Annotated in this window: 14 protein-coding genes; 3 read left to right on the plus strand and 11 right to left on the minus strand. The window is 73.5% G+C overall.

The annotated features are described in order from the left end of the window. Window positions 1-49: 49 nt before the first annotated feature. The 3 genes from ACWC0C_RS35755 to ACWC0C_RS35765 form a co-directional block, all read right to left on the minus strand. Window positions 50-751 (minus strand): acyl-CoA carboxylase epsilon subunit, encoded by a 702-nt coding sequence (locus ACWC0C_RS35755; protein ID WP_450868410.1) that lies wholly within the window; start codon window positions 749-751, stop codon window positions 50-52. Window positions 752-1,133: 382 nt separating this feature from the next. Then, window positions 1,134-2,681, minus strand: a complete 1,548-nt coding sequence (locus tag ACWC0C_RS35760) for an acyl-CoA carboxylase subunit beta (protein ID WP_450868412.1) — start codon at window positions 2,679-2,681, stop codon at window positions 1,134-1,136. A 19-nt stretch (window positions 2,682-2,700) separates the two neighbouring features. Continuing rightward, window positions 2,701-3,756, minus strand: a complete 1,056-nt coding sequence (locus ACWC0C_RS35765; RefSeq protein WP_450868413.1) for a polyprenyl synthetase family protein — start codon at window positions 3,754-3,756, stop codon at window positions 2,701-2,703. Between the two features lie 261 nt (window positions 3,757-4,017). Between ACWC0C_RS35765 and ACWC0C_RS35770 the strand changes: the two genes are divergently transcribed. The 3 genes from ACWC0C_RS35770 (at window position 4,018) to ACWC0C_RS35780 (ending at window position 9,050) form a co-directional block, all read left to right on the plus strand. Next, on the plus strand, window positions 4,018-4,704 hold the full coding sequence (locus ACWC0C_RS35770; RefSeq protein WP_450868415.1) for a hypothetical protein: 687 nt from the start codon (window positions 4,018-4,020) through the stop codon (window positions 4,702-4,704). Window positions 4,705-4,859: 155 nt separating this feature from the next. Continuing rightward, entirely contained in the window at window positions 4,860-7,001 is a 2,142-nt protein-coding gene (locus ACWC0C_RS35775) for an MMPL family transporter (RefSeq protein WP_450868417.1), read from the plus strand. A gap of 81 nt (window positions 7,002-7,082) precedes the next feature. Further along, the gene (locus ACWC0C_RS35780) at window positions 7,083-9,050 is read left to right on the plus strand and encodes an ABC1 kinase family protein (protein ID WP_450868419.1); all 1,968 of its coding nucleotides are present in this window, start codon (window positions 7,083-7,085) and stop codon (window positions 9,048-9,050) included. A 35-nt stretch (window positions 9,051-9,085) separates the two neighbouring features. Here the strand turns inward: ACWC0C_RS35780 and ACWC0C_RS35785 are convergent, their stop codons facing one another. The 8 genes from ACWC0C_RS35785 to ACWC0C_RS35820 form a co-directional block, all read right to left on the minus strand. Further along, on the minus strand, window positions 9,086-10,327 hold the full coding sequence (locus tag ACWC0C_RS35785) for a cytochrome P450 (protein ID WP_450868421.1): 1,242 nt from the start codon (window positions 10,325-10,327) through the stop codon (window positions 9,086-9,088). Window positions 10,328-10,335: 8 nt separating this feature from the next. Beyond that, window positions 10,336-10,959, minus strand: a complete 624-nt coding sequence (locus ACWC0C_RS35790) for a hypothetical protein (RefSeq protein ID WP_450868423.1) — start codon at window positions 10,957-10,959, stop codon at window positions 10,336-10,338. Window position 10,960: 1 nt separating this feature from the next. Then, the gene (locus tag ACWC0C_RS35795; RefSeq protein ID WP_450868425.1) at window positions 10,961-11,509 is read right to left on the minus strand and encodes a DUF3995 domain-containing protein; all 549 of its coding nucleotides are present in this window, start codon (window positions 11,507-11,509) and stop codon (window positions 10,961-10,963) included. A 43-nt stretch (window positions 11,510-11,552) separates the two neighbouring features. Beyond that, the gene (locus ACWC0C_RS35800; RefSeq protein ID WP_449202013.1) at window positions 11,553-12,407 is read right to left on the minus strand and encodes a tryptophan 2,3-dioxygenase family protein; all 855 of its coding nucleotides are present in this window, start codon (window positions 12,405-12,407) and stop codon (window positions 11,553-11,555) included. Window positions 12,408-12,433: 26 nt separating this feature from the next. After that, entirely contained in the window at window positions 12,434-13,258 is an 825-nt protein-coding gene (locus ACWC0C_RS35805) for an ABC transporter permease (protein WP_450868427.1), read from the minus strand. Then, window positions 13,255-14,238, minus strand: a complete 984-nt coding sequence (locus ACWC0C_RS35810) for an ATP-binding cassette domain-containing protein (RefSeq protein WP_450868428.1) — start codon at window positions 14,236-14,238, stop codon at window positions 13,255-13,257. The genes ACWC0C_RS35805 and ACWC0C_RS35810 overlap by 4 nt, the downstream gene beginning before the upstream one ends. 10 nt (window positions 14,239-14,248) lie before the next feature. Beyond that, entirely contained in the window at window positions 14,249-21,484 is a 7,236-nt protein-coding gene (locus tag ACWC0C_RS35815) for an amino acid adenylation domain-containing protein (protein ID WP_450868429.1), read from the minus strand. Then, a partial coding sequence (locus tag ACWC0C_RS35820) for a condensation domain-containing protein (protein ID WP_450868431.1) occupies window positions 21,481-23,655 on the minus strand: 2,175 nt, incomplete at its 5' end. The genes ACWC0C_RS35815 and ACWC0C_RS35820, both read right to left, overlap by 4 nt.

Below are 23,655 nucleotides of genomic sequence, written 5' to 3' on the forward strand. Positions count from 1 at the left end.
CGCACGGGGCCGCAACGCGGGCGGCAGCAAGCTGCCAGTACGGACCTGATCAGGCGCGGGCCCGCCAGGACGCCGGCGGCGTGGCCGCGGGGCGGTGCCAGCGGGCGGGCACCGGCTCCCGGCCGGCGGCTTCGGCGGGGGCCGCGGCGAGCGCGGTGAGCAGCGCGGCGACAGCGGCGACCTCCTCGGGCGTGGGGTTCCCCCCGATGACCCGGAACAGGGCGGGCCCGAGCGGCCCTTCGAGGGCGGAGGCGGCCGGGGCGGGGCCGAGGGACGCCCCGGGGGTGGGGGCGGCTGGGGCGGAGGCGAGGCGCGCCTCGGGGGTGGGGGCGAGCGGCCCGTCGAGCGTGGGGGCTAGCGGCTCATCAAGCGCGGGGGCGGCCGAGGCAGGGCCGAGGGGCGCCTGGGGGGTGAGGGCGGCCGGGGCAGAGCCGAGGCACGCCTCGGGAGTGGGGGCGAGCGGCCCGTCGAGCGCGGGGGCGGCCGAGGCGGGGCCGAGTGGGGCCTCAGGGGTGAGGGCGGCCGGGGCGGAGCCGAGGCGCGCCTCGGGGGCGGGGGCTAGCGGCTCATCGAGCGCGGGGGCGGCCGAGGCGGGGCCGAGTGGCGCCTCAGGGGTGAGGGCAGCCGGGGCAGAGCCGAGGCACGCCTCGGGGGCGGGGGCGAGCGACCCGTCGAGCGCGGGGGCGGCCGGGGCGGGGGCGAGTGGCGCCTCGAAGGTGGGAGCAAGCGGCCCTGCCAGCCCGGGGCCCATCGGCCCATCGAGCGCAGGGGCAGCGGGAGCGGGGCTGACCGACCCACCGAGCACAGGCGCTAGCGACCCTTCCAGCGCGGGGGCCAGCGGCCCGTCGAGCGCGGGGGCGGCCGAGGCAGGGTCGAGCGGCGCCTCCAAGGTGGGGGCAAGCGGCCCTGCCAGCCCGGGGCCTAGCGGCCCATCGAGCCCGCGGCCCAGCGGCCCAACGAGCGCAGGGGCAGCGGGGGCAGGGCTGACCGGCCCATCGTGTACGGGAGCGAGCGGCGCCCCCAGAATCGCGGATGTCGCCGAGGCGGCATCGGGTGGGCCTTCGGGGGCGGGACCGGGCCGCTCTTCGCGCGTCGTGGGTGGGGCCGGGGACGTGCGGGTCATGAGGGCCTCCTCACATCGGGGGGTTGCCGTGTTTGCGGGTGGGCAGGCCGGCGTGCTTGGTGCGCAGCATCACCAGGGCGGCGATCAGCGTGGAGCGGGTATCGGCGGGGTCGATGACGTCGTCGACGAGGCCGCGTTCGGCCGCGTAGTACGGGTGCATCAGCTCGGCCTTGTACTCCTTGACGAGCTGCTGCCGCATCGCGTCGGGATCCTCCGCCCCGGCGATCTGACGGCGGAAGACGACGTTCGCCGCGCCCTCGGCCCCCATGACGGCGATCTCGTTGGCGGGCCAGGCCAGGGAGAGGTCGGCGCCGATGGACCGCGAGTCCATGACGATGTACGCGCCGCCGTACGCCTTGCGCAGGATCAGCGAAATCCTCGGCACGGTCGCGTTGCAGTAGGCGTACAGCAGCTTCGCGCCGTGGCGGATGATTCCGCCGTGCTCCTGGTCGACGCCCGGCAGGAACCCGGGGACGTCGACGAGGGTGACCAGCGGGATCGAGAAGGCGTCGCAGAGCTGCACGAAGCGGGCGGCCTTTTCGGAGGAGTGGATGTCGAGGACACCGGCGAGGGAGCTGGGCTGGCTCGCGACGATGCCGACGACCTGGCCGCCGAGCCGGGCGAGGGTGGTGATCACGCTGGTGGCCCAGCGTTCGTGGACCTCCATGTGCTCGCCGTCGTCGACGACTTCGGCGATCACCTCGCGCATGTCGTAGGGGCGGCTGCCGTCGAGCGGCACCAGCGCGCGCAGCCGTTCGCAGCGTCGGTCGGCGGGGTCCGTGGCCGCGGCGGCGGGTGGTGCCTCGCGGTTGTTCTGCGGGAGCAGTGAGAGGAGGTACCGCACCTCGGCGATGCAGGTCTCCTCGTCGTCGTACGCGAAGTGACACACACCGCTCGTCTCGGCGTGCACATCGGCGCCGCCGAGGCCGTTCTGGGTGATCTCCTCGCCGGTGACCGCCTTGACCACGTCCGGGCCCGTGATGAACATCTGCGAGGTCTCGCGGACCATGAACACGAAGTCCGTCAGCGCCGGCGAGTAGGCCGCGCCGCCCGCGCACGGGCCCAGCATCACGGAGATCTGCGGGATCACCCCGGACGCCTTGGTGTTGCGCTGGAAGATCCCGCCATAGCCCGCGAGCGCGCTCACACCCTCCTGGATACGGGCGCCCGCGCCGTCGTTCAGCGAGACCAGCGGCGCACCGGCCGCGATGGCCATGTCCATGATCTTGTGGATCTTCGTGGCATGGGCCTCGCCCAGCGCACCACCGAAGATCCGGAAGTCATGCGCGTACACGAAGACCGTACGGCCCTCCACCGTGCCCCAGCCCGTGATCACACCGTCGGTGTACGGCTTCTTCGCCTCCAGACCGAAGCCCTGCGCACGGTGCCGGCGCAGCTGCTCGACCTCCTGGAAGGACCCCGGGTCCACGAGCAGCTCGATCCGCTCCCGCGCCGTCAGCTTGCCCTTGGCGTGCTGCGCCTCGGTCGCGGCCGGCGCGCCGTCGAGGACCTCGCGGCGGACGCGGTCGAGTTCGGCGATCCGCTCCTGCATCGTCATGGCCGACTCCCTTGCCGGTTCAGCTGGTTCGGTGGGCGACGTAGTCGCACAGGGCGAGCAGTGCGCGCCGCGCGGGCAGCGCGGGCAGTGCGTCGAGGGCCGCGCGGGCCCGGTCCAGGCGGCGGCGCAGCACGGCTTCGGTCTCGGCGAGGGCGGGCGAGCGGGCGAAGAGGTCCAGGGCGCGTCGCGCGCTGCCCGCGGGGACGGGGCCCGCCGCGAGCAGGGCGCGCAGCTCGGCGTCGGCCGGGTCGGTGCTCTCCAGGACCAGCAGCACCGGCAGGGTGGGCACCCCGGCCACCAGGTCGGTGCCGCGCTCCTTGCCGCTGACGTCGGCCGGGGACCGCAGGTCGAGCAGGTCGTCGGCGATCTGGAAGGCGACGCCGAGGTGTTCGCCGTACTCGGTCAGCGCGGTCACGGCCGCGGCGGGCGCGCCGGACTGGAGGGCGCCGATGCCCAGCGACATCGCGAGCAGGGCCGCGGTCTTGCCCGCGAGCACCTGGAAGTAGTGGGTGACCGGGTCCTCGCCGGGGGCGGGGCCGGTCAGTTCGCGCAGCTGGCCGGCCACCAGGCGGCCCGCCGTACGGGCGTTGAGCTGTACGGCCTCGGGGCCGAGCTGTGCGGCCAGTTGGGCGGCGCGGGCGAGCAGCCAGTCGCCGCCCAGCACCGCGGCCCGTTCACCGAAGCGGGCGTGGGCGCTGGGCACGCCGTGCCGGGTGGGGGCGCCGTCCATGACGTCGTCGTGGTACAGGGAGGCGATGTGCACGAGTTCGGCGATGACGGCCGCCTGGGTGATCCCGTCCCGCCACGGTTCGCCGAACTCGGCGCCGAGCAGCACCAGCAGGGGCCGCATCCGTTTGCCGCCGGCCTCGGCGAGATATCCGGTGAGCGCGCCCACACGGGGATCACCGGCGTCCTGCGCCAGGGCGAGGAGCCATTTCTCGACACCTTCCAGGGATTCCCGCAGCCGGGCCCGGAGGCCGGGATCGTCGAGGGCGAGCCGGTCGAGCGGGCCGGTTTCCAAAGGAGGTTCGGCGCGAAGTTCCGACGCGGTCCCGTCGGCGTGTCGCACATTCATCGCCAGACCCTTCCGATACGTGGTGGAGCAGTGCCGATCTCGCACCTGCGGACGACCACTGTCCGTACCGGTCCCATGGGGTCTCAACTGCGCTGACATGAAGGTGCCAGCCACCAGGGGGGCGCGCCGGGAAACCCGGAACGTCAGCTTCCTGCCATTTACGGGGTGACCGGCCCGGAATCCCGGCCCCGGCGTTAAGTTCCCTTCCCGAAAGCCGCGTCGAACTCCGGCTCGATCGAACTCCGTGGAAAAGGACGGGAATTGCGTACCCGATTCGCTCTCTGTGTGGTGCTCGCCGCCACTGTGCTCACCACCGCCGCACCCGCCGCCCTGGCCGCCGGGGACGGCGCCCGGCCCGCCGCCCGTTCCTGTGGCGCGCTGCGGCTGACGGGTTCGCTGCCCGTCCCGCCCGCGGGCCTTGCGGTGCAGCAGGACGTCTCGATCGGCGCGGACTGCCGGGCGCGGCTCGGCGCGGTGCGGCTGGTGCCGGTGGGCCGGGTGGCCCAGGCCGCGCCGGCGCACCGGGCCACGGCCGCCCCCGCGGCGGACGGCACGCATCATGTCTCCGGCTGGAACGAGATGTACGACTGCTGCGGCATCCGGATGACCGGCCTGTACACGACCGCCGACTGGACCACCGGCGGCGGCCGGGTCGTCAGCGCCGCCGCCGACGCCACCGAGCAGTACAACCGCGAGCCGTGGAACGCCGGCTGGTCGCCGGCGTCGAGCGGCCACGGGGCCGACTGCACCGCGGACTGCGCCGTCTCCCACACCGAGGCACACGCCGACTTCAGCTACCGGGGCATCTTCGACGTGACCGGGAACTGGTACGCCAACAGCCACCACTCGTACGTCGACCTGGGCGCCGACGGCACCGCCTCCTGCCGTTTCGACGTCGAGCTGCGGCACACCTTCGTCGGCTGGAACTGGCGGCACGGCTGCGCCTGACGGTGGCAGCAAGCTGCCACGAACCGGCATGAGGGGGGTCCGCGCTTCCTACACTCGCCGAAATCCCCCACCGCACGAGCCGTTTCGGGCGCCCGCGCCGCCCAGCCGGGCAGGCCGGGCGGCCCGTGCCGTGCACCTGCTCACGAAGGAGTCTCATGTTCGGACGGATCGGACGGGCCGCCGTCCTCCGGCCCTGGCTGACCATCTCGGCCTGGATCGTGGCGGCGGTGGCACTGGCCGTGCTCGCCCCGCAACTGAAGTCCACCGGCGACCAGGCCGACTTCCTGCCCTCGCACTACGAGTCGGTGCAGGCCGGCAAGGTGCAGGAGCGCGCGTTCCCCCGGCACGAACAGCCGGCGGCCCTCGCGGTGTTCCAGCGCGCCGACGGCGGGAAGCTGACCGCCCGGGACCAGGCCGAGGTCGCCGAGATCACCTCACGTCTGCAGGGCCTCGGCATCGACCACATCAAGCGGATCGAGACCAACGCGCAGGCCGTCTCGCCCAACCGGCAGATAGCTCTGGCCAGTGTCGTCGCCACCGTCAAGGACCCCTACGACCCGGGGCTGATGGACTCGGTGGACAAGCTGCGCGACAAGGCCAAGCCGCTGCTCGGCGGCACCGGTCTGCGGCTCGGCATCACCGGGCAGGCGGCCAGCGCGCTGGACTCCAAGAAGGCGTCGGGCGACACCGACTCCATGATCATGTCGGCCACGCTGGTGCTCATCGTCGTCCTGCTGCTGCTCATCTTCCGCAGCCCGCTCATCGCCGTGCTCCCGGTGCTGATCATCGGGGTGGCCTTCATGGTCGCCACCGGCTTGATCGCGACGGCGGCGGAGCTGGGCGGTCTCAAGGCCGACAGTTCCATCTCGGCGATCCTGATCGTGGTCCTGTTCGGCGTGGGCACCGACTACATCCTCTTCCTGCTCTTCCGCCACCGTGAGCAGCTGCGTTCCGGGCAGGCACCCAAGCAGGCCATGATCACCGCGGTCACGCTGGTCGGTGAGACCATCGCGTCGGCGGCCGGGGCGGTCATCGTCGCCTTCATGGCGCTGCTGCTGTCCACCATGGGCATGCTCCGCACGATGGGCCCCTCGCTCGCGATCTCGGTCGCGGTCGCCCTGCTCGCCGGTCTGACCCTGGTGCCCGCCGTGTTCTCACTGCTCGGCACCAAGGCGTACTGGCCGTCCAAGTCCTGGCGCAAGCAGCCGAAGAACGTCCTGGCCGGCCGGATCGGCAGGCTCGCCGAGCGGCGCCCCGCGGCCGTCGCGGCCGTCACCGGCGGGGTGCTGCTGGTGCTGGCCACCGGAGTGCTCGGTTTCCGCGCGGAGTTCGACACCACCAGCTCCCTCCCCCAGCACCTGGAGTCCGTGCGGGCCATGAAGGACCTGCAGCGCGGGTTCCCGGCCGGCGAGACCGACCCGACCACCGTGTACCTGGAGAAGGACGGCGGCGGCACGCTGACCAAGGCGCAACTGGACGCCTACGGCGCCGCGCTGGCCAAGGTGGACGGGGTGGGCCAGGTCTCCCCCGCCGTGCTCTCGGGTGACGGCCGGGTCGCCCAGTACAGCGTGGTGCTGGACGACAAGCCCACCGGGGAGAAGGCCATCGAGCTGGTCTCCGGACCGCTGCGGGACGCCGCCCACCGGACCGCGCCCGCGGGGTCGAAGGCGCTGGTCGGCGGCACCACGGCGGTGCTCGCCGACATCGAGCACGCGGTCGACCACGACTACAAGGTGGTGTTCCCGGCCGCGGGCGTCGCCATCATGCTCATCCTCGGCCTGCTGCTGCGCAGTGTGGTCGCCCCGGTGTACCTGATGGTCTCGGTCGCGCTCGGCTTCGGCGCCACGCTCGGTGCCACCGTCTGGCTGTTCCAGAACAGCCAGGGCAAGAACGGGCTGCTGTTCACACTGCCGGTGATCGTCTATCTCTTCGTGGTGGCGATCGGCACCGACTACAACATCCTCATGGTCGCCCGGCTGCGCGAGGAGATCGAGCAGGGCCGTACTCCCCGGGAGGCCGCCGCCCGGGCGGTGGCCCGGTGTGTGCCGACCATCGGCGCGGCCTCGGTGATCCTGGCCGGCACCTTCGGCGTGCTGATGCTCGCCGAGAACTCCATGCTCCAGCAGATGGGCTTCGCGGTGGCGTTCGGCATCCTGCTGTCCGCCTTCGTGATGGCGATGCTGCTGGTGCCCGCCCTGACGACACTGCTCGGCCGCCGCGCCTGGTGGCCGGGGCACCGGGTGGCCGCCGTCCCGGCGCCGGCACCCGTCCCGGACGACGAGCGCACGCTCGTGTGACCCATGTGATCCGTGCGAGAGGAGGGCGCCGTCCGGTCCCCGCCGCCCGAGGGGTGGGGGGGACCGGACGGCGCATGTCTGATGGAGCTCACCCTTTTCCTGTTCATCGCCGCCGTCACCCTGGTCCTCACCGTGGCCCTGCTGTCGATCGGGGCGCGGCGCCTGCTCGGACTGAGAATCGGCAAGGTGCGCGCCGCCCTCACCGGTCTGGTGGCCATGGGGGCGAGCGGTCTGATCGGCGCGGCGATGGGCGAGGCCCGCCGCGGGGCGCTGGTCTCGGTGCAGATCGGGCTGACGGTGCTGGTCGCGGTGGGCTTCCTCGCGCTGTCCGAGGCGGTGGTGCCCTCCGGTTCGCTGTCCGGGATGGTGCGCTGGCCGCAGGCGGTACGCCGGCGGGTGGCCCGCACCCGCCGGTACGGGCAGCTGAGCCGGATCGCGATGCGCCACGGGCTGGGCAGTGCGCTGCGCGGCCGGGGCCGCGGCGGTCCGGAAGCGGCCCTGGAGCGCGGGCAGTTGGCGGTCCGGCTGCGGCTGGCCCTGGAGGAGGCCGGGGCCACCTTCGTCAAGCTCGGCCAGGTCCTGTCCACCCGCTACGACATGCTGCCGGCCGAGTTCGTCACGGAACTCACCAAGCTGCAGCACCAGGTGGCGGCCGAGCCCTGGGAGCAGGTGCGGCAGGTGCTGACCGACGAGCTGGGCCGGCAACCGGAGGCGGTGTTCGCCGAGTTCGACCCCGAGCCGCTCGCCGCGGGCTCCATCGCCCAGGTGCACCGGGCCCGGCTGGCCACCGGCGAGGAGGTGGTGGTCAAGGTGCAGCGGCCCGGCGCCCGTGCCGTGGTCGACCGGGACCTGGACATCCTGTTCCGGATGAGCCGCAAGTTCGAGGAACACACCGCCTGGGGCCGGGACATGGGCGCGGTGGAGCTCGCTGAGGGCTTCGCCGCCTCGCTCAACGAGGAGCTGGACTTCCGTATCGAGGCCCGCAACATGGCCACGATCCGGGCCGCGGCGGACCGCCCCGGCATGGTCTCCACGGTCCGGATGCCGCTCCTGCACGAGGAGTTGTGCGGCCGGCGGGTGCTGGTGCTGGAGTGGCTCACCGGCACCCCGCTCAACGCGGCGGGCTCGATCATCACCGAACGCGGCCTGGACCGGACCGAGCTGGCCCGGCAGCTCCTGGAGTGCGTGCTGGAGCAGATCATGATCGGCGGGGTGTTCCACGCCGATCCGCATCCCGGCAACATCATGCTGCTCGACGACGGCAAGCTCGGCCTGCTGGACTTCGGCTCGGTGGGCCGTATCGACCGGGTGCTGCGGGCGGCGCTGGGCAATCTGCTGCTGGCCATCCACCGCAGCGACCCGGTCGCGCTCGCCGACGCCCTCCTCGAACTGGTCGACCGCCGCGAGGACATCGACGAGATGCGTCTGGAGCGTGCGCTGGGCCGGTTCATGGCCCGCCACCTCACGCCCGGGGTGCGGCCCGACCGGGAGATGTTCGCCGACCTGTTCCTGCTGGTCGCCCGGCACGGGCTGACCGTGCCCCCGGAGATCGCCGCGACCTTCCGGGCCCTGGCGACCCTGGAGGGGGCCATGGAACAGCTGGTCCCCGGTTTCGACATCGTCGCCGAGGCACGCGCCTTCGCCGCGAACCAGCTGGAGCGCAAGCTGACTCCGCAGTCCGTCGGCCGGGTGCTGGCGGAGGAGACGCTCGCGCTGGCGCCGATGCTGCGCCGGCTGCCGCGCCGGATCGAGCGGATCACCAACTCGCTGGAGCACGGGCGGCTGGGGGTGCAGGTCAGGCTGCTCGCGGACGAGCGCGACCGCCGTTTCGTACGGTCCCTCGTGCACGATGTGCTGCTGGCGTTCCTGGGCGGGATCACCGCACTGGTCGGGGTGCTGCTGCTCGGCACCCGCAACGGCCCCCGGCTCAGCCCCTCGCTCACCCTCTACCAACTGCTCGGCTACAACGTGCTGGTGGTCAGCTCCGTGCTGGTCATCCGCGTGGTGTTCACCGTCTTCCGCTCCCAGCGGCGGCTCCCCGGGCCCTGAAGCCCCGGGGAGCCGCCGGCTCGGTCGGCCCCGGCTCAGGCGGCCGTGAACGCCACCGGCAGGCTGCTGTAGCCGTACAGGAAGTTGGAGTACACCCGCTGGGCGGGGCCGCGGGACTCCACGGTGGAGACCATGTCGCGCAGAGCCGCGAGGAGCGCCTTGAGTTCCTCGCGGCCGAGGAACGCGCCGAGGCAGAAGTGGGGCCCGAAACCGAAGGTCACGTGCTTGTTGGGGGTACGGCCCAGATCGTAGCGGCGCGGGTCGGCGAAGACGCCGTCGTCGAAGTTGGCGGAGCTGTTCCACAGCGTGACGACGTCGCCCGCCGGTATGGTGCGGCCGTCGATCTCCACGTCGACCAGGGCCCGGCGGCCGAAGTGCATCGCCGGTGTGGTCCAGCGCAGCACCTCCTCGGTGGCGCTGTCCACGCCGGTCTCGCCGGCCTTGAACGCCCGCCATTGCCCGGGGTGTTCGATGAAGCCGAGGACGGCGCCGATGGACGCCATCCGGCTGGACTCGTCGCCGCCGATGATGAGGCTGTAGCAGTTGAGGACGATCTCCTCCTCGGTCAGCGGCCTGCCGTCGATCTCACCGGTGGCCAGGGCGCTGATCACGTCGTCGCCGGGGTTCCTGCGGCGGCTGCGCGCCAGGTCGGAGAAGTAGAGGAGGATCTCGTTGCGGGCGAGCCAGGCGTCGTCGGCCGTGCCGTCGCTGCTGTCCGCGCTCAGCACCTGCTTGTTCCAGTCGAGCAGCGGCTGGCGGTCCTGCGGGGGCACGGCCATCAGATCGCAGATGGTGCCCATCGGGATGTGCTCGGCGATGGCCTCCGCGTAGTCGAAGCCGTCGCGGTCCAGCACCTGGGCGAGCAGGTCCCGGGTGCGGATGCGCACCTGCTCGACGACATGGCCGAGGGCCCGCGGCGAGAACGACCTGAGCATCAGGTTGCGGATGGCGCGGTGGCGCCTCCCGTCGGTGACGGCGAGCATCTTCCCGGCCGCCGAGTCGCCGCCCTGCAGCAGGGTGGCGAGCACATTGCCGCGCTCGGAGGTGAACCTGTCGTTGTCCTTGTAGACGGCCAGCACATCGGCGTAGCGGGTGAGCGCCCAGAAGCCGGGCCGGCCCTCGGTGGGCCGGTGGTGGTGGACCGGGCGCTCGGTCCGGAAACGCTGCCAGAGGTCGTGCAGGTCGCCGGGGGTCGAGGTGACGAAGGTGCGCGGGTCGGTGAGGTCCACGGCGTCCAGGTCGCCGTGGGTGGCCGGGACGGTCTCGGTCGCAGTCATGTCCGCTCTCACTGTCGGTTCACGGGTTCGGGGTTCGGTGGGTGGGCGCCGGGCGGCGCCTCGGCGCGCTTGCGGATGCCGTGCAGCCACTCGCGGCGGATGACGCCGCTGGGCAGGCGGATGAGCATCCAGTAGCGGGCGAACCGGCGCCGGGCCGCCTCGTCGGTGCTGAGCACCCGCGTCTCGGTGGTCAGCCGTCCCTCGCCGACGCGGAAGTCGAAGGCGACCTTGTAGTGGCCGGGCCGGTCGAAGCCGGCGAAGACGTCCGCGACCGGCTCGGCCAGCCGGGCGGGCCCCTTGGGCGCCACCATGGCGACGACCGCGCCGACCACCAACTGGCTTTCGTCCCGGTGCAGTTCGGTGAAGCCGCCGTCCGTCATGGAGGCCAGGAAGGCCTCGTCGGCCTTGTCCCGGCGGGTGCCGAGGGAGCCGGCCAGCATCAGCGCGTGGAAGAGGGGGACGTCCCGCCACCGGGTCTCGTCGACCGCGCGCAGCACCCGGGCGCGGGAGGCGCGCACCGCGATCGAGTGCTCCTCCCGGTGGTCCCAGCGGGGCAGCAGCCGGTCCAGTGCCCGCCCGTCCGCCTGCGCGTCTGCCTGTCCGTCTGCCTGCTCCTCTGCCCGCTCGTCCATGTCACTCGCTCCCTTCCCGGGCCGCGGCCCGCTGCCGGGTGCGCCGCTGGAAGGCCAGGGCCATGACGGTGAACAGCAGGCCGCCGAGCATCCAGTAGGGCTCGTACACCAGGACGCTGAACCGGTCCTCGCCGGTCAGCGGCTTGCCGCGCTGACCGGTGAGGAAGACGGCCAGGTCCACCATCGACGGCGCGGCATGGCCGACCATCAGCAGCGCGCAGCCCCAGGCCCCGAAGAGCACCAGGCGGCGCGGGAAGAACAGTCCCCAGGGCTGCACCAGGGCGAGCGCGAGGGCGGCCCCGCCCAGGTTCATCGGAATGGCGATCAGGTCGATGACGAACAACGGCTTGTTGTCGACCAGGGATTCACCCGGCGGCAGCCCGAAGGTGCCGCCCAGCGCCCAGTAGCTGTGGAACGCCGCGAACACGACCATCCACACGCATGCGGTGAAGGCCGTTCCGCGCTGCCGCGCCGTCGCGGGCGGGATGTGGCGGGCCCGCTCGGTGACGCGGGCGAAGGTACGGTGGGCGGCGGCGGGCGTGTTTTCCATGACGTTCCAATCGCGGTGGCCGGTGGTCCCGTCGGATGCCGGGTCAGGCGGACAGCTCGGATCCATACCCCATCGGGCAGCCGTAGACTGTCTCGCCGCCGGACCCGGTGTCCCGCTGTTCGCCAGGTGTGGCGTGAACGTGACTGCGGGCCGCGTGCAGTTCGGGGAAGAACCACTTGTCCAGGGTGGAGCGCAGGAACTCCGAGCCCGAACTGCCGCCGCTGCCGGGGCGGGTGCCCAGCGCGCGGACGACCAGCAGCCAGTGCTGGTAACGCCAGTGGTGGAAGAGGGCGTCGTACTCCAGGAGGTCCTCGGCGGTGTCCCGCAGCTCCTCGTGCGGCCGGCCGGGGACGAAGAGCTCCTCGGGGGTGAGTCCGCGGCGCCGCAGGACCTGGGTGAACACGTCGTTGAGGCTGGGTTCGTGGAAGCGGCCGAGCAGCCGCTCCCGCTCGGCGACGGTGGCGCCGGGCAGGTTCAGGTAACGGCGGTCGCGCAGCCCGGAGATCATCTCCAGCTCGCGGAACTGCACGGACTGGAAGCCGCTGGACTCCCCCAGCGCGCCGCGGAACTCGTTGAAGCCGGCGGGTGTCATGGTGGCGAGCACGTCGAGGTGGCCGAGCCACAGCGCACCCATCCGGTTCAGCCGGCGCAAGCCCCGGCGGGCCGGCCCGAACCGCTCGTTCTGCAGCGCTTCGCGCACGTTCTCCAGCTCGTGCAGCGCGCAGGAGAACCAGAGCTCGAAGGCCTGGTGGGTGATGATGAACAGCATCTCGTCATGGGCGTCGGTGCGCGGGCGCTGGAGCGTCAGGAGTTCGGGGACCTCCAGGTACGTGCCATAGGAGAGCGGTTCGGCGGGGGCGGCGGCATGTGTCGGGCGTTCGGCGACGGTGTCGGTCATGGGATGGTCCCCTCGGTGGGCGACGCTCAACGAGCGACGGCGGTACGGAACGTGCGGACGGCCCAAGGGGCGACGACCGCGAGGATCAGCGCCATCCAGGCCAGGCTGAGGACGACGGGATGGTCGTTCGGGAAGGAGTGGCGGGCGGTCGCCGCCGGGTTGCCCCACAGCGCGCGGCAGGCGCCGACCACGGAGCTCAGCGGATTCCATTCGGCCGCCACGGCCAGCCAGTGCGGCAGTCCGGTGAGCGGGATGAAGGCGTTGGACAGGAACAGCACGGGCATCAGCAGCAGCGACGGCACGGACGAGGCGGTCGCCGGGTCACCGAGCGAGAGCCCGATGAGCGCGCCCAGCCAGGCCATCGTGAAGCCGAAGAGCAGCAGGATGCCGAAGCCGGCGAGCACTTTTGGCGCGTTTTCGTGGGTGCGCCAGCCGATGCCGAGGCCGACGGCGGCCATGGCGAGGCAGCTGAGCGCGCGCAGCACGGTGTCGCCGAGGGTGCGGCCGATCAGCACGGCCGCACCCGACATGGGCAGCGAGCGGAACCGGTCGACGAGCCCGCCCCGCAGGTCCTCGACGGCGCCGACCGCCGTGCCGGGTACGGCGCTCATGACGCCCTGCACGAAGATGCCGGCCATGATGAACTCGGCGTAGTCGCCGTGCGGCACCTCGATGACGCTGCCGAAGAGCACGCCGAAGAGCAGGACGAAGATCATCGGCAGCAGGACCGCGTTGACCAGCCGGCCCGGGGCCCGCCGCAGGTGCCGCAGATGCCGTTCCAGGCAGATCAGGCCGTCGTTCAGGCCCGTCAGCAGCCCGTCGCGGGGGGCGGTTTCCGCCAGTGCGCTCATACCGCGGTCCTCTCCTTGTGCCGATCCTCGCTGTGGTCCTGCGCGCCGGTGTGTCCGGTGAGGCTGAGGAAGACGTCGTCGAGGGAGGGGCGGCGGACCGCGAAGTCCGTCACCGTCACCCCGGCGGTCCTGAGTGCCACCGCCGCCTCGGCGATGTCGTGCAGCGTCCTGTCCACCGGCACGGACAGCACCCGGCCGGCCTCGTCGCCGAACGGCACCGCGCCCACGGCCCGGCTGAGCGCGGCGGCGGCGACGGGCCGCTGGGCCGGGTCGGTGAGCGCCACCTCCAGGCGCTCCCCGCCGACCCTGCGCTTCAGCTCGTCGGAGGTGCCTTCGGCGATCACCCGGCCCGAGTCCACGACCACGATCCGGTCGGCCAGTTCGTCGGCCTCCTCCAGGTACTGGGTGGTGAGCAGCACGGTGACCCCGGCCGCGACCTCCTCGCGGATCATCGCCCACAGGCCGAGCCTGCTGGCCGGGTCGAGTCCGGTGGTCGGCTCGTCCAGGAAGAGCACGGACGGCCGGGCGACCAGACTGGCCGCCAGGTCCAGCCGGCGGCGCATGCCGCCCGAGTACGTCCTGGCGGGCCGGCCGGCCGCGTCGGACAGGTCGAACCGGTCCAGCAGTTCGGCCGCCCGCTGCCTGGCCGCGGCGCGGCTGAGCCGCTGCAGCATGCCGATCATGCGCAGGTTCTCGGCGCCGGTGAGCTGCTCGTCGACGGCCGCGTACTGGCCGGTGAGGCCGATGGCCCGCTGCACCTGCCGGCGCTCGCGCACCACGTCGTACCCGGCGACCCGGGCGGTGCCCGCGTCGGGTTCGAGCAGGGTCGCGAGGATGCGGACGGTCGTGGTCTTGCCCGCGCCGTTGGGTCCCAGCACGCCGAGCACGGTGCCGGCCGGGACCGCGAGGTCGACGCCGCGCAGCGCCTCGTGGTCGCCGTAGCGCTTGCGCAGTCCTTCCGTGTGTATCGCCAGCTCCACTGTTCGCTCCTCACTCACCGCGGACTCGGTCCGCGAGGACTCGGCCGATCTCGGCGATCGGCCCGGGACGGGTCATCTCGTCGTGGGCGCAGGCGACTTCGTGGATCTCCAGCCGTCCCGCCACATGGCGGTGCCAGGCCTCGACGCTCGGGGCGTCCGCGCCGCGGCCCTCGGTGGCCAGGAAGTACAGGACGTCACCGCGGTAGACGCCGGGCCGCAGGGCGTCGCCGACGGCCTGGTTGTTGGCGGCGACGCGCTCGATGGCCGCGACGTGCCGGGCCGTGAGGCCGACCAGACCCGTCTCGCCCGAGCCGAGCAGCTCCGCGACGGCCGCGTGGTCGAGCGGCCGGCCGTCGTCGGCGGGCGCCCGCCCGGTCAGCCCGGCGAGTCCGCGCAGGAAGTCGTCGCCGTGGTGCTCGACGTGCACCCGTCCGGTCGGGTAGGCGTCGAGGAGCGCGAGCAGCGCGACCTGTTCGCCCTCCGCCTGCAGCCGGGTGGCCATGAGGTGGGCGATCAGCCCGCCGAAGGACCAGCCGAGCAGGTGGTACGGGCCGTGCGGCTGCACCTTGCGGATCCGGTCCAGGTAGTCGTCGGCCATCTCCTCGGCGCTCGCCGGGAGCCGGTCCGCTCCGGTCAGTCCGCGCGCCTGCAGCGCGTACACCGGCCGCTCCCGTTCCAGGGCCGGTACGAGCCCGGAGTAGACCCAGCCGACACCGAGCCCGGGGTGCACGCAGAACAGCGGCGGCAGGGTGCCCGTGGAGCGCAGCGGCAGCAGGACCTCCAGGGCGTCGTCGAGGGTGTCGTCGCCCAGCCGGGGGGCGAGCCGGGCGACCGTCGGCGCCTCGAAGACGGTGCGGACGGTGAGCGTCGCACCGAGGGCCGCGCGGATCCGGCCCGCCAGCCGCATGATCAGCAGGGAGTGGCCGCCCAGGTCGAAGAAGTCGTCGTCGACGCCGACCCGCTCCACCCCGAGCACCTCGGCGAACAGCCGGCACAGCAGTTCCTCGCGCTCGGTGCGCGGCGCCCGGTACGCCTGGGAGGAGGTGAACCCGGGTGCGGGCAGGGCCCGTACGTCGAGCTTGCCGTGCGGGGTCAGCGGCAGCGCGTCGAGCGTCACGAACGCGGCGGGCACCATGTACTCGGGCAGGGCGGCGGCGACCAGCGTGCGCAGCTCGTCCGTGCCGGGTACGGCGTCCCCGCCGAGGTAGGCGACCAGGCGCTGGTCGCCCGGGGTGTCCTCGCGCAGCACCACGGCGGCCCGGCCGACGCCCGGGTGCCCGGTCAGCACGGACTCGATCTCCCCGGTCTCGATGCGGAAGCCGCGCAGCTTGACCTGTCCGTCGCCGCGGCCGTCGTAGACGAGCCGGCCCCCGGCGTCCCAGTGCGCGAGGTCCCCGGTGCGGTACATGCGCGTCCCGGCCGGCCCGAACGGGTCGGCGACGAAGCGTTCGGCGGTGAGCGCGGCCCGGTCGAGATAGCCGCGGGCCAGGCTCGCGCCGGCGATGTACAGCTCGCCGCGCACGCCGGCCGGGACCGGGCGCAGCCAGGCGTCGAGCACGTACGCCCGGGTGTTCGCGAAGGGGCGGCCGATCGGCACGGGTCCGGCGGGCAGCGGCTGCCCCGGTCCGATGCGGTACTGGGTGCAGTTGACGGTGGCCTCGGTCGGTCCGTAGACGTTGACCACGGTGGTACCGGGCCTGCGGGCACGGAAGGCGGCGAGGGCCTCGCCGGTCAGCGCCTCCCCGCCGAGGAGGAGTTCACCGGACGGGGTGCGGTCGTCGGGGGCCGCCGCGAGCAGTGGCAGATGGCTGGGGGTCGCCTTCAGGAACGTGATGCCGGTGCCGGCGTCCCGTGCGTCGTCGAGGGCGGCGATCCGCACCTGGCCGCCGGTGACCAGCGGGGTGTAGAGGGCGGTCACGGTCAGGTCGAAGGTGACCGGGGAGTGCAGCAGGGCGGTGCCCGCGGCGCTCGGGTACGCGGCTGCCGACCAGCTCAAGTAGTCGGTGACCGACCGGTGTTCGACCACCACGCCCTTGGGGCGGCCGGTCGACCCGGAGGTGTAGATGACGTACGCCGGGTGGGCCGGGCACAGCGGCGCGACTCGGTCCGCGTCCGTGAGGTCGCCACCGCCCCGCGCGGCCAGGTCCCTCAGGGTGCCGGGGTGGTCGAGCAGCAGTGGGGTGGGTACGGCGGCCGGTCGGGCGACCGTGGCGCCGGTCGCGACGGAACCGGCGGGCAGCCCGGCGGCTGCGGCGTCGGCCGAGGCGGAACCGGCGGGCAGCCCGGCGGCTGCGGCATCAGCCGAAGCAGAGCCGACGGGCAACCCCGCGGCCGTGACACCAGCCGAAGCCGAACCGATGGGCAACCCCGCGGCCGTGGCGCTGTCGGTCAGCAGTAGGACGGGGGTCGCGTCGGTGAGGACGAAGCGGGTGCGGTCGGCCGGGTGGTCGGGGTCGAGCGGCAGGTAGGCGGCGCCGGACTTCAGCACCGCGAGCAGCGCGACGACCAGGCCGGCCGAGCGGGGCAGGGCGATCGCGACCACCCGCTCGGGCCCTGCGCCATGGTCCACCAGCAGCCGGGCGAGCCGGTTGGCGCGGGTGTTCAGCTCCTCGTAGGTGAGGGTCTCGTCGCCGGCGACGACCGCGGTGGTGTGCGGGGTGCGCCGCACCTGGGCCTCGAACAGCGCGGGCAGCGCTTGCGCGGGCACCTCGCCCGTTCCGCCGTCGCCGTCGGCGAGCAGCCGCCGCCGCTCCTCGGGGGTGAGCACGTCGAGGGTGCACACCGGTGCGTCGGGCCGGTCGGTGGCCGCGGTGAGCAGGGTGTTCAGCCGCCCGGCGAGCCGCTCGGCGGTGCTCCGGTCGAACAGCTCGGTGTTGTACTGCAGCACGCCGTCGACGCCGGCCGGGGTGCCCGCGGAGTCGAAGCGTTCGCCGAGGTGGACGGCCAGGTCGAACTTGGCCACGGCGGACTCGGCGGGGTACGGGCTGCTGGTGAGGCCGTCGAGCCGGAAGTCGGCCTCGGCGTTGTTGTGGACGGAGAGCAGCACCTGGAAGAGGGGGTGCCGGGCCAGCGACCTGGCCGGGTTGAGCACCTCCACGAGCCGCTCGAAGGGCAGGTCCTGGTGGGCGTAGGCGGCGAGGTCGGTCTCCCGGACGCGGGCCACCAGTTCCCGGAAGGTGGGGGTGCCGGAGGTGTCGGTGCGCAGCACCAGGGTGTTGACGAAGAAGCCCACGAGGTCGTCGAGGGCGTCGTCGGTGCGCCCGGCGACGGGGGTGCCGACGGGGATGTCGGTGCCCGCGCCCTCCGCGGTGAGGACGGCGGCGAAGGCCGCCTGGAGCACCATGAACATGCTGGCGCGGGTGTCGTGCGCGACGCGGGCGAGCCGGGCGTGCAGGGTGGCGTCCAGGGTGAAGGGGACACCGGCGCCCCGGTTGCCGAGGACCGCCGGGCGGGGCCGGTCCAGCGGCAGTTCGAGCTGGTCGGGCAGGCCGGCCAGGGTCCGCTTCCAGTGGGCGATCTGCTGGGCCGCGACGCTCTTTTGGTCCTGTTCGTCGCCGAGCACCCGGCGCTGCCACAGCGCGTAGTCCGCGTACTGCACGGGCAGCGGCGTCCACGCCGGTGCGGCACCGGCCCGGCGGGCGGCGTAGGCGGCGGCGAGGTCGCGGGCCAGCGGGGCCATCGACCAGCCGTCGGTGGCGATGTGGTGCACCACCAGGAGCAGTACATGCTCCTCGGCCGCGGTGCTGAACAGGGTGGCCCGCAGCGGGACTTCGCAGGTCAGGTCGAAGCCGCGGGCGGCCTCGGCGGCCAGCAGCGCGTCGACCGTGTCGCCGGTGGCGTCGGCGAAGGTGAAGGCGGTCCCGGCGGGCAGTACCTGCTGGCGGGGTTCGCCGTCGGTGGCGGGGAAGACGGTGCGCAGGCTCTCGTGGCGTGCCACCACGTCGGCCAGCGCCGCGTCCAGCGCGTCCCGGTCGGCGGGGCCGTGCAGCCGTACGGCCAGCGGGATGTTGTACGTCGCGCTCGGGCCCTCCATGCGGTTGAGGAACCACAGCCGGCGCTGGGCGAAGGACAGCGGCACCGCGTCGGGCCGGTCCGCCGCGCGCAGCGGCGGCCGGGCGCCGCCGGCCGCGGCGACCCGTGCGGCCAGCTCGGCCGGGGTCGGTGCCTCGAAGAGGGCGCGGATGGCGAGTTCCACTCCGAGGTCGGAGCGGACGCGGCTGACCAGGCGGGTGGCCAGCAGGGAATGGCCGCCGAGCGTGAAGAAGCTGTCGTCGACGCCGACCGCCTCGAGGCCCAGCACCTCGGCGAAGAGGGCGCACAGCGCCTCCTCCTCCGCGGTCTCGGGTGCCCGGCCGGTGGTGGAGCCGGCGAGTTCCGGCGCCGGCAGGGCCTTGCGGTCGACCTTGCCGTTGGGGGTCAGCGGGAACTCGTCGAGCACGACGGTGGCGGAGGGCACCATGAACTCGGGCAGCACGGCGCCGATGTGCTCGCGCAGGGCCTCCGGGTCCGCGCCGCGGCCCTCGGCCGGGACGACGTAGGCCACGACCCGTTTGTCGCCGGGCTCGTCCTCGCGTACGACGACCACGGCGTGGCCGACGGTCTCGTGCTGGGCGAGCACCGACTCGATCTCGCCGAGTTCGATGCGGAAGCCCCTGACCTTGACCTGGTGGTCGGCGCGGCCGGCGAACTCCAGTTGCCCGTCGGCCCGCCACCGGCCGAGGTCGCCGGAGCGGTAGAGGCGGGAGCCGGGCGGGCCGAAGGGACTGGCCACGAACCGGGTCGCGGTCAGTGCGGGCCGCTCGTGGTAGCCGCGGGCGAGGCCGGGCCCGGCGATGTACATCTCGCCGACCGCACCGGGCGGCACCGGGCGCAGCCAGCGGTCCAGCACATAGACGCGGGAGTTGACGAAGGGGCGTCCGATGGGCGGGGTGCCGCCGATGCCGAGCGGGCCGCTCATGGTGGCGCCGACGGTGGTCTCGGTCGGGCCGTAGCCGTTGAGGAGGCGGCGGCCCGGGGCCCAGCGGGCGACCAGCTCGGGTGTGCAGGCGTCGCCGGTGGAGACGAGGGTGGCGCCGGCGAGCACGTCCGGGCCGGCCGGGAGCGAGGCCAGCGCGACCGGCGGCAGCGTGGCGTGGGTGACCCGGTGCCTGGCGACCAGGCCGGCGAGGGGATCGCCGGGCAGCAGGTCGTCGGCGGAGCCGAGGACGAGGGCGGCGCCGGAGAGCAGGCCCATGGAGATGTCCCAGAAGCCGGCGTCGAAGCTCACCGACGCGAACTGCAGCACCCTGCTGCCCGGGCCCGCCTGGACGGCGTCGGCCTGGGTGGCGACGAGGCTCGCCAGGCCGTGGTGCGGGACCACGACGCCCTTGGGGCGGCCGGTCGAGCCGGAGGTGTAGATGACGTACATGGGGTGGGCGGTGGTCAGCGGCGCCAGCCGGTCGCCGTCGGTGAGGTCCCCGGCGTCGCAGGCGGCGACGGCCGCCGAGGTGCCGGGGTCGTCCAGGACCAGCCGGGGTACGTCCGGTGCCATACCGGCGAGCTGCCCGGCGGCGGCACCCGTGGTGATCAGCAGGCTGGGCCGGGCGTCGGCCACCATGAAGGAGAGGCGGTCGACCGGGTAGGCGGGGTCGAGCGGGAGATAGCCGGCTCCGGCCTTGAGCACGGCCCACAAGGCGACGACGAGCTCCACCGAGCGGGGCACCGACACGGCGACGAACTGCTCCGGTCCGACGCCCAGTTGGACGAGCCGGCGGGCCAGCCGGTTGGCGCGGGCGTCGAGTTCGGCGTAGGAGACGGTGGTGTCGCCGCACAGCAGCGCGGGCGCGTCGGGCGCCTCGGCCACCCGGGCCCGGAACAGCTCGGGCAGGGTCGCCGCGGGTATCTCGCGGGCGGTGTCGTTGAAGTCGCCGAGCAGACGCCCGCGTTCGGCCGGGGAGAGCACATCGAGCCGCCCGACCGGGCGGCCGGGGTCGGCGACGACGGCCGTGAACAGCCGCACCAGCCGGTCCAGGACGGACCGGGCGGCGCTCTCGTCGAACAGGTCGGGGGCGTAGCACAGCCGCAGGTGCAGATCGTCGCCCATCAGCCCGGCGGCGAGGTTGAGCGGGTAGTGCGCGCCGTCGCGGCCGTCGACACCGCTGAACCGGACGCCGTCGACCTCCAGTTCCTCGGTGGTCGGGTCCACGGGGTAGTTCTGGAAGACGAGCGTGGTGTCGAACAGCTCCTGGTGGCCGGAGAGCTGCTGCACATCGGTCAGCCGGACGTGCTGGTGGGCGAGGAGTCCGGCCTGCTCGGTCTGGAGCCGGGTGAGCGCGTCCACGACCGGTTCCTCGGGACGCAGGCGGACCCGCACCGGCAGGGTGTTGATGAACAGCCCGACCATGGTGTCGACGCCCGGGATCTCCGGTGGCCGGCCCGAGACGATGGCGCCGAAGACCACGTCGTCGCGGCCGGTGAGGGCGGACAGCAGCAGGGCCCAGACTCCCTGGACGACGGTGTTGACGGTCAGCGAGCGGCTGCGGGCGAAGGCCAGCAGCGCGGCGGTGATCTCCGCCGGGACCTCGTGCCGGAGCCAGCCGGGCCGGACCAGCTCCCGGCCGCGGTGCACGGGGGCCACCAGGGTCGGCTCGTCGATGGAGTCGAGCGCGGTGCGCCACGCCTCGCGGGCGGTGTCCGCGTCCTGGCCGGTGAGCCAGGCCAGGTAGTCGCGGTAGGGGGTGACCGGGCGCAGCACGGCCGGGTCGCCCTTGCTGCCGTACAGCTCGAACAGCTCCCGTACCAGCACCGGCACGGACCAGCCGTCCATCAGGATGTGGTGCTTGGTCAGCATCAGCCGGAAGCGGTCGGGGCCGAGCCGGAAGACGGTGAAGCGCAGCAGCGGCGGGCGGGTCAGGTCGAAGCCGCGCGCCCGGTCCTCGTCGGCGTGCCGGGCGAGCTCGGCCTCCCGCTTGTCCTCGTCCAGGGCGCTGAGGTCGATCTGCGCCCAGGGCACCTTGACCTGGCTGTGCACCAGCTGCACGGGCTCGGCCGACCGGTCGTGCCGGAAGCCGACCCGCAGGTTGGCGTGCCGCTTGAGCAGGGCCCGCGCGGCCAGGCGCAGGGCGCGGGCGTCCAGGGGTCCCTCGAGGTCGAGGAGGAGCTGGTGGACGTAGAGGTCCGGGCCGTCCTCGTCGTACAGGGCCTGGAACAGCATGCCCTCCTGCAGTGGTGACAGCGGGAGGACGTCCTCGATTGCGGACTTGCTCACTTGGCCATCTCCCATTCGTCCGTGAAGTCGTCGAAGTCGTCGAAGTCGTCCCCGTCTTGGCCGTCCCGGTCGTCCGGGGCGAGCGGCCCGGCGCCCGAGGTGAAGGCGTCGAGCTCTTCCTGGCTGAGCCGGACCAGTGACAGGTCCGACGGGGTGAGTCCGCCGATGCCGGCCTGCTCGGCGTGGGCCGCGAGCGCCCGTACGGCGCGCGAGAAGCAGGCGGTGAGTTCGCGGACGTCCGCTTCGCGCAGCAGGGTCTGCGGCCAGGACCAGACGAGCAGCAGCCGCGGCCCGTCCGGGTGGTCCTCGGTCATCGCGTTGACGCCGAGGGCGTGGGTGAGCGGGGTCTCCGGGTCGGGCCGGCCACCGGAGAGGTCGGCGCCGCCGACCATCGCGGCGTCGGCGACCGGCGTCCAGGGCGCCGTGTCACCGCTGCCCGCCGGGGCGCTCCTGCCCAGGTAGTTGAAGCTGATCTGGGGTCCCGGGAGGTCGCGGAGGACGTCCCGGGTGCGGTGGTTGAGGTGGCGCAGCAGGCCGAAGCCCAGACCGTGGTCGGGCAGGGCGCGCAGCTGCTCCTTGACCCGCTTGAGCGCCTCGCCGACGGCCGCGCCGCCACGGTCCACCTCGGCCGGATCGTGCTCGCCCGGGTCCAGGCGCACGGGGTGCAGGCTGGTGAACCAGCCGACGGTACGGGACAGGTCGGCGCCGTCGACGACGTCCTCCCGGCCGTGTCCCTCCAGGTCGACGAGGACCGCGGTCTCGTCGTCCTCGCCGCGCCGGGCCCGCCAGTCGGCGACCGCCAGGGCGAGTGCGGTGAGCAGGACGTCGTTCACGCCCGCGTGGTAGGCGGCCGGCAGGGTGGTCAGCAGCGGGGCGACCTGCTCGGCGGTCTCGGTGCTGGTCAGGAAGCGCATCGTGGCGAACACGTCCTGACCGGGGTCGAGCGGACGGTCCCCGAGCAGCGCGTCCGGCTCCTCCAGCATGCCCTCCCACAGCGGGAGTTCGGCCTCGCGCACCGGGGTGTGGGCGAGCTCCAGCAGGTGCTGGGCCCAGCGCCGGAACGAGGTGCCGGTCGGCTGGAGCGCGGGCTCCTCGCCCTTGCCGAGCGCGTCGCAGGCGGCGGCGAGGTCGGGCACCAGGATCTGCCAGGACACGTTGTCGACGACCAGGTGGTGGGCCACCAGCAGCAGCCGCCCGGCCCGCCCGGCCCCCGCGTCGAACCAGACCGCGTGCAGCATCACCCCGGCGTCCGGATCGATCCGCCCCCAGGCGGCCTCGCTCTCCCGGGAGGTGAGCGCCCGCAGCTGTACGTCGTCCAGACCGGCCGCGTCGACCCGCAGCACCCGCTCGGTGGCGTCCACCGTGCCCCGCTCGGGCACCTCCAGCCGCCACTGCCCGGTCTCTCTGATCAGCCGGGCGCGCAGGGCGTCGTGGTGGTCGAACAGGGTCCGCAGGGCGCCGGTGAGGGTGTCCAGGGTGAGGTCCGCCGGGGCCTGCAGGAGCGTCGACTGGTTGAACCTGCCGATGGGTCCGCCGCGTTCGCGCAGCCAGTGCACGGCCGGCGTCAGCGGCACCTCTCCGGTTCCGAGGTCGGGGCCTTCGCCGACGACCTGGTCCAGGCTGCCGGCGACGGCGGCGAGCGCGGCGACCGTGCGGTGCTCGAAGACCTGCCGGGGAGTGATGACGAGCCCGGCGGCGCGGGCGCGGCTGACGAGCTGGATGGACATGATGCTGTCGCCGCCGAGGTCGAAGAAGCTGTCGTCGACTCCGACGGACTTCAGGTTCAACAGCTCGCGGTAGATACGGCTGAGGGTCTCCTCGCGTTCGGTGGCGGCCTGGCGTCCGGTGGAGGCGGTGGAGAGGTCGGGGGCGGGCAGGGCCTTGCGGTCCAGCTTGCCGTTCGGGGTCTGCGGGAAGGCGTCGAGTACGACCACGGCGGCCGGGACCATGTAGTCGGGCAGGGCCTCGCCGACATGGGCACGCAGTTCCGCCGGGTCGGCGGTCGTTGCGGGGCGTGGGACCACGTAGGCGACGAGCTGCCTGACACCCGGGGTGTCCTCGCGGACCAGGACAGCTACCTGGCCGACGCTGTCGTGGCGGGCCAACACGGCCTCGATCTCACCGAGTTCGATGCGGAAGCCGCGGATCTTGACCTGGTCGTCCGCCCTGCC

This window comes from Streptomyces sp. NPDC001709 (genome assembly GCF_053596375.1).